This window comes from Vibrio sp. A37 (genome assembly GCF_059777565.1).
Window position 1 is genome coordinate 1 of record NZ_JBLNLI010000109.1, and the last position, 237, is coordinate 237.

Genomic DNA, 237 nt, shown 5'->3' on the forward strand with positions numbered 1-237 from the left:
TTAGTGAACGACATAGCTCTCTTCCATGGAAGGAACCGTATTGTGTTGATTCGTATCGGGTGCTCTTCGGATGCGTCTTTTACTAGCTCTTGAACAAACTCTACGACATAACCTGCAGGTTTATCGTTAACCTGTATCTGAAGAGGGGGAAAGTCGTCTGTGACTATGTCAACTCCAATCGTAGTCGAATGAGTTGGTGAGAGAAAAAAAACTGATGTGAGTAAGAATAGTCTGCAA

General features: G+C 42.6%; 1 pseudogene. It reads right to left on the reverse strand.

From position 1 onward, the window contains the following. Positions 1-237 (reverse strand): annotated as a pseudogene (locus tag ACM2FC_RS23720) (amino acid ABC transporter substrate-binding protein); the annotation flags it as partial.